This window comes from Bradyrhizobium sp. Ken51 (assembly GCF_055807435.1).
Window position 1 is genome coordinate 1 of sequence record NZ_JBVVPB010000079.1, and the last position, 6028, is coordinate 6028.

General features: G+C 64.0%; 4 protein-coding genes and 1 pseudogene. 2 read left to right on the plus strand and 3 right to left on the minus strand.

Annotated elements, in window-relative coordinates; genetic code table 11:
* Positions 1-791 (minus strand): annotated as a pseudogene (locus AC0L27_RS40520) (ISL3 family transposase); the annotation flags it as partial.
* On the opposite strand from AC0L27_RS40520, the gene AC0L27_RS40525 reads away from it, so the two are divergent.
* Positions 705-1148: a restriction endonuclease gene (locus AC0L27_RS40525; RefSeq protein ID WP_473323631.1), complete on the plus strand. Its 444-nt coding sequence runs from the start codon at positions 705-707 to the stop codon at positions 1146-1148. The pseudogene AC0L27_RS40520 and the gene AC0L27_RS40525 sit on opposite strands and share 87 nt — an antisense overlap.
* A 482-nt stretch (positions 1149-1630) precedes the next feature.
* Here AC0L27_RS40525 and AC0L27_RS40530 read toward each other — a convergent pair whose 3' ends face one another.
* Entirely contained in the window at positions 1631-2428 is a 798-nt protein-coding gene (locus AC0L27_RS40530) for a tetratricopeptide repeat protein (protein WP_473323633.1), read from the minus strand.
* A 23-nt stretch (positions 2429-2451) separates the two neighbouring features.
* A complete protein-coding gene (locus AC0L27_RS40535; RefSeq protein ID WP_473323635.1) occupies positions 2452-3072 on the minus strand; it encodes a FecR family protein in 621 nt (206 codons plus the stop codon).
* 296 nt (positions 3073-3368) lie between these two features.
* Here AC0L27_RS40535 and AC0L27_RS40540 point away from each other — a divergent pair, with 296 nt between their 5' ends.
* Positions 3369-5582, plus strand: a complete 2214-nt coding sequence (locus tag AC0L27_RS40540) for a VCBS domain-containing protein (RefSeq protein ID WP_473323637.1) — start codon at positions 3369-3371, stop codon at positions 5580-5582.
* Positions 5583-6028 lie beyond the last annotated feature (446 nt).

The window sequence follows — 6028 nt, forward strand, 5'->3', positions numbered from 1 at the left end:
TCCTTGATGACACCGTTGGCAAAAGACGCGACGAGGCTTGCGCATGCTCGTTCCAGCCATGGGTCAAGATCTACGTGAGCCTTCGTGCGGATCATCGTATGGAAAGCGGTGATGACCTCTCGAGCTTCCACCAGGAGAGGAACGCCTTGTTCGATCGCCGCAATGGTGACCGTCTCTGACTTTGAGAGCGTATCGCGGCCGTTGGTCATCAGGCGGGCGATAGTTCTCGCGGACGGCACGCGCTGTAGGCTCCGAGCATCGGGCATTTCGGCACGCCGACGGCGTGTCGCCCATTCGGTAACGACCCGCATCGAGCCCCTAAATCCCTGCGCCTTGAGGCAACGCCACAGGTCGGCGCCGTTACAATGACCAGCAGCCCACTGAGCGTCGAGCCATGGCAGGTGGTGTTCGAGCGAGCTCTCGCGCACCCTGAACACATCGGATCGCTGACCTCTCAGTACCCTGCGGACGAGACCCCGACTATGTCCAGTGAGCCGTACGATCTCCTTTATGGAGACGCCCGTCTCAGCCTGTTTGAGGATTGCCGCGTTGGTGTCCTCACGCCGAAGATAGCCCTCATACTGGATGCGCTCGGCGGCGGTCAGCAAGTCGGGATTTATGGTGGCGGAGCCGACCGCGACGCGGACCTGGCGCATAGATTTGCGAACCGCATCGAGGAAGGCGTGGCTGGCGTTCTCCATGAGGTGCCAACGGTCGGCGACCTGGGTGGCCTGCGGGAGTGCCTTGGTCGCAGCAAGGGCGTAACGCGGCAAGGCGGCGCGGGCGATCACGGTGCGGATCTGATAGTCGAGTATGAGGGCGGAATCCCTCACCCCGCCTTTAGAACGCAGCATATTTGCGTTGTTCAAGCCAAATCGTACGAGGGCAGCCACCTCGATATTCAAGCGGTCCGCGACATCGAACGCGCGTTCGCGATGTATCCTGCTGCGGATAGAGGGTTGATCGTGTCTACGGCAAGTTCCAGCACAAAGGAACTCGACGATGCTGTCGAGAAGCTTCGGCAGAGTTCCGGCAAACAGGTTCAGTTACTGATCGGGGCCGATGTGGCGCGCTTCATTTTGCAGTTTGGGGGCCCGATCTTTGGAGAGGCTGCCACAAATGCCATTAGCATGCTGGCGAACGGATGAAGTCCCTGGGTAGCAAAACCCACAGGCTTGATGTGAAGTCCTCCTCTTTTGAATGCGGTGGCGGTGCGATTGTGGCACCAGCGGCACGGTTACAGTCGTGGCGACACGGTGGCGACACGAGCAAAACGAAAGGCCGCTCTGACGAGCGGCCTTTCTGAAAACACCATTTTAAACAGTGTCTTATCTGGTTGCGGGGGATAGGATTTGAACCTATGACCTTCAGGTTATGAGCCTGCCAAGCGACGCAGCGCGGCCCAGCCGTCGGCGCGCGGCGCCGCTTCCTTGCAAACCACCATAAGGGCCAAAGAGACGGGTAGGGTTTAGGGTAGGGTTCGACCAGGAAGGATAGAAATTCTGCAATAGATTCAATGCACAATGGCGGAGGGAGAGAATCTGTAAAAAAACTTGCTCGAACGCTGCAGCTCAGGTTCTCTCGGTAGGGGAGAGATGGCATTCTCCGACGGGCACGCGTTGAGGACGGACTAGGGTACGCCGTAGCGCGCGAATTCCTCGACGATGTCGCCCCGGACAGCTTTCGCGGCCGCGACATCGGCTTCTCCCGAAGCCGTCTCGCCGCGGCGGATCTTTGCCCGGCCGCGACCGTACAGCGCGGCGGCGAGCGTGGGGTCGATGCGCAGCGCGGCGTCGTAGTCGGCGATGGCCGCATCGGTCCGTCCAGCCTTGAGGTGGGCGAGCGCGCGGGAATCGTAGGTCGCAGCCGTATGCGCGCCCGACCCGATCGCCTTGTTGCAGGCTTCCACCGCGCCTTGCGGGTCGCCCGTGCTCGCCCGGATCCAGCAAAGGCCGCTCCAAGCCACTTCCATGTCGGCGTTCAGACGAGTCGCGGTGGTGTAGTCGCTTTCGGCGCGTACGAGATCGCCCTTCTTCAGCCAGGCCTCGGCGCGGTTGACGAAGGCGCCGGGGTATGCCGGCTGGAGGGCGATGGCTCGGTCGAAATCCTCCATCGCGGCGTCGTAGTCGCCCATCCTCAGTCTCGCCGCGCCGCGGTTGTTGACGGGCTTGGCGAAGGTCGGATCGATGCCTATGGCCGCGTCGAAGTCGGCGACAGCGCGGTCGTAGTCGACCTTCGCCGCATAGGCGATGCCGCGGTTGTTGTGGGCCATGGCCAGGGCCTGTGGCCCGCCACGGCCGGCTGCGATGAAGGCCGAGCAGGCCTCGATCCTCCGGTCGGGGGACGAGGCGGCGTTGCAGAGCTCGACGTTCCGGAATTGACCTTCCGGCTTCTGCGCCGACGCGGGGGCGGCCAGCAGCAGGATCATAACTGGCGCCGTCCCAAAGACCTTCAGCATCCCCGGCAGATGCCGAGAGCGCGGTCGGCCCTCCGCTGCCGGGGAGGCGCAACGGTCGGGCCGGCCTTCCGCTTCATGACGGCATCCTTGCCCTCCTCGATCAGGGTGGCGAACTTGACCGTGCCGTCGTCCGAAATCTCGATGTGGGGCGTGGTGCCCCGGATCCCCAACGTCGCCACCGGCGTGTCCACCTTCATGCTCCCGGTCTTGGCGACGCTGCCGGCGACGAAGGTGAAGGTGCCTCTGGTCAGGCTGATCAGGGTTGAATTGTCCTTGCCGTCCGGATCGTAGACGAACTCGCTCATTTCCATGCTGGCGTTACTCGACAGGCTGAAGGAGCTGCCGTCGGCGAAATTGATGCCGAGGCGCCCGTCGGCGCCCGTCCTGACGACGTCGCCCCGATAGACTGGATCGCCGACCTTCGCGCTGGCCCCGTCCTCGGACAGTCTCGCCTGCACAACCGCGGCATCGATATGCTCGATCACTGCCTTGCCAGCGACGGTCACGACCTTGCCGATTGGCTTGACGTCCTGCGCCCGAAGCGGCGCAGGCGGATACGCGACTGCAACGAGCAAAAGGCAGAGAAGTCTTGCGACCGTCCTTAGTCCGTGCATGCGTCCGCTCCCGTCCGTGAAGAGCCCGCTTCGGCGGAATGATGGCAGAGCGCGCCCGGCGCACCATACCGCATGTTGTGACCGCCACTCTTTAGTCGCAACGGACGATGGTCCCGACCGCTCAGCGCCAACAAAAGAGCGCATTTGCGCGCACCCAGTCAACATTTCGTGAAGGGGTCTCGGGACGACAAAGCGTAGTCTGGTGCGCAGAACCGGACACCTCGGCGGGTTGACTCACACGCGATCCATGGGTCCGGCCGCTTCGGCGGAAGCGGGCAGCATGCGAGGCGTTCAAGATGTCGCTCGCACGTGTCTTCACCGGTCTTTGGCCGGCGCAGAACCAACGCAGTCCGTCGTCCGTCCGCGGCGGGCGCGCTGTAGAGTCGGCGGTTGTCGCGAGACTCGGATGGGCCGGAGGGCTGTCCTTCGTCGCGTTGATCCTTTCGGCTCTGAAAGAAGCGTGGGCCGCCGATCCCGATCTCGCCCTGTTTGACGACGCCTCCATCACCTACAAGGGCTTCGAGCATGGCACCTTCGAACTCATCACGAAGGAGCCGGTGCCGCGCCACATCATCGTGGACGATCCCGGACAGACGGTCATCCTGAGCAAGACCGGATCGTCCGTCGGCTTCGCGCAGGTCGGCAACAACGCGTCACGGATGGAGGACCTGCAGAGCCAGCAGCAGGACGTGCTTGCCAACTACTCGAAGGACCATGGGCCGGCCGGATCCGGTACGCCTCCGGGCGAAGCGGTCGATCAGGCGCCGCAGCCGATCGATTTCCAGGCACCGGAGGGGCCCAGTCCCCAACATGCCCTTCCCGGGCTGGTGGTGCCGGCCAGCTTCGTGCCGGATGGGCCGTTGATCCATTCGCCACCGACACTGACGCTCGGGTCGGGCCCGGTCGAGATCGACACAGTCGCGTTCGATGAGTTCTCGGCGAGCAGCGGCAGCTTCTCGACCACGAGCTTCGGCTCCGGCACGACCCCGACCTTCGGCATCGCGGGCGCCGCGATCGGCGCTTTCACCGTCGCGGGCGCAAGCTACGACATCGAGAAGGCCGGCTCCTTCGGAATCCTGTACTTGAACAGCGCGACCGGCGCCTACGCCTACGTACCGAACAACGACGCTATCAACGCGCTGAAGGCGCCGAACGCCGACAGCTTCACGATCACGGCGTCCGACGGCTTTGCCTCGGCAAGCCAAACCTTCACGATCGACATCGCCGGAACCGACGACGCGGCAGCGATAAGCGGCGGGACCGGTGGATCCGTCGCCGCGGTTACAATGGACGCCGCCGCGATTGCGGCGGCGTTCATGGCGCACGACGTCCCGACCGCGACCGGCAAGCTCGCCGACACCGACGTCGACGATCCGGCCAACACGTTCACGGCGGTGAGCTCTCCGCATGCTAGCGACAAAGGCTACGGCAGCTTCACGATGACGTCCGACGGGCACTGGACGTACGCGCTGGATCCCGCCAGCGCCGCGGTGCTGGCGCTTACGGCGTACCAGACCCTGACCGACACCTTCACCGTCACCACGATCGGCGGCACGCCGCAGATTGTCATGGTGACCATCCAAGGCGCCGACGATCCGGCCGTCATCTCCGGGGACACGCATGGTCGTGTGGTCGAAGCAGGCGGCGTCCACGATTCCGCGCAGGGCGTCCCAACCGCGTGCGGCCTTCTTACCGCCACCGACGTCGACGGCCCGTCGAACGCGTTCGATCCCGTCAAATGTCCAGAGCCGAGCGACCACGGTTACGGCAGCTTCACCATGACCGCGGACGGGCACTGGACCTTCGCGCTCGACAACGGCAATTGCGCGGTGCAGGCGCTGAACGCAGGTCAGTCGCTGATTGACGATTTCACCGTGAGGGCCGCGGACGGTACGGCGCAGACGGTGGCGGTCACCATCGAGGGCAGCAACGACGCCGCAGTCGTCTGCGGCGATATTTGCGGACGCGTGACCGAGCCAAGCAACTCCTGCGAGCCCCCGCCACGCGCCAGCGGCACCTTGTCCGACAGGGACGTCGACAATCCCGACGACACCTTCACGGCCACGACATGCCCGCAGGCGAGCGACCACGGCTACGGCAGTTTCACGATGACGACCTGCGGCACGTGGACATACGTGCTCGACCCCGACGACCCGGAGGTCCAGGCCCTGAGGCCTTGCGACGCGCTGACCGACACCTTCACCGTGACCACGATCGACGGCACGCCGCAGATCGTGACCGTGGTCATCCAGGGCGCCGACGACCAAGGCTTTCGCAACCGGGCCGAGCCCGCGTTCCATTTCGAGGCGGATGCGGAACTGCAGCATGCCAGCTCGACGGCTGCGGCAGTCGCTTCCTCGGTTCCCGTCGCCGCGCTCAATTCGGAGCACGATTCCGCCGCGACCGCATGGCCCCATCCGGCCGATGCGCCGGAGGGTTGGCGTTTCGACGAGCAGGAGGCTGCTGGCCAGGGCGGACAGCTACCCTTCCAACACGATCTTATCCTCTGAGAGCCGCTGAGAGTTGCCGACGCCTTCGTCGCGTCCGGGCGGATTCGCGTTTTCCGGAGGCGCTCCCATGGTTGCACCGATCACATTCACGGACCCGCACCGCCATCAGCTGCACGGCCATCAAGAGCCATGAACGCGCGCTACTTCATGTCCGCTCCCAGGCACCATAATAATGAATCATTGTAACCTCCAAGGTCATACTCGGAAGGCGACAGGAGCAGCACTTGCAGGATTCGCGATGTCCGCTCCGGGTCAACGTGCGAAGAACCCGGCCTGAGCAAAACCAGTCCGCTTCCACCCACGAAGCTGACCTCAATGAGGCCTGTTCGTAGGCCGAGAAGCAATTCGCCGTAATCTGCAGGATGTCGTCAACTTGGACCTGCACGACTACTCGGTAGAGCGCAACGTGTCGCGGTCTTTCGGCAACTTCGTGTTCAATGCTGGCG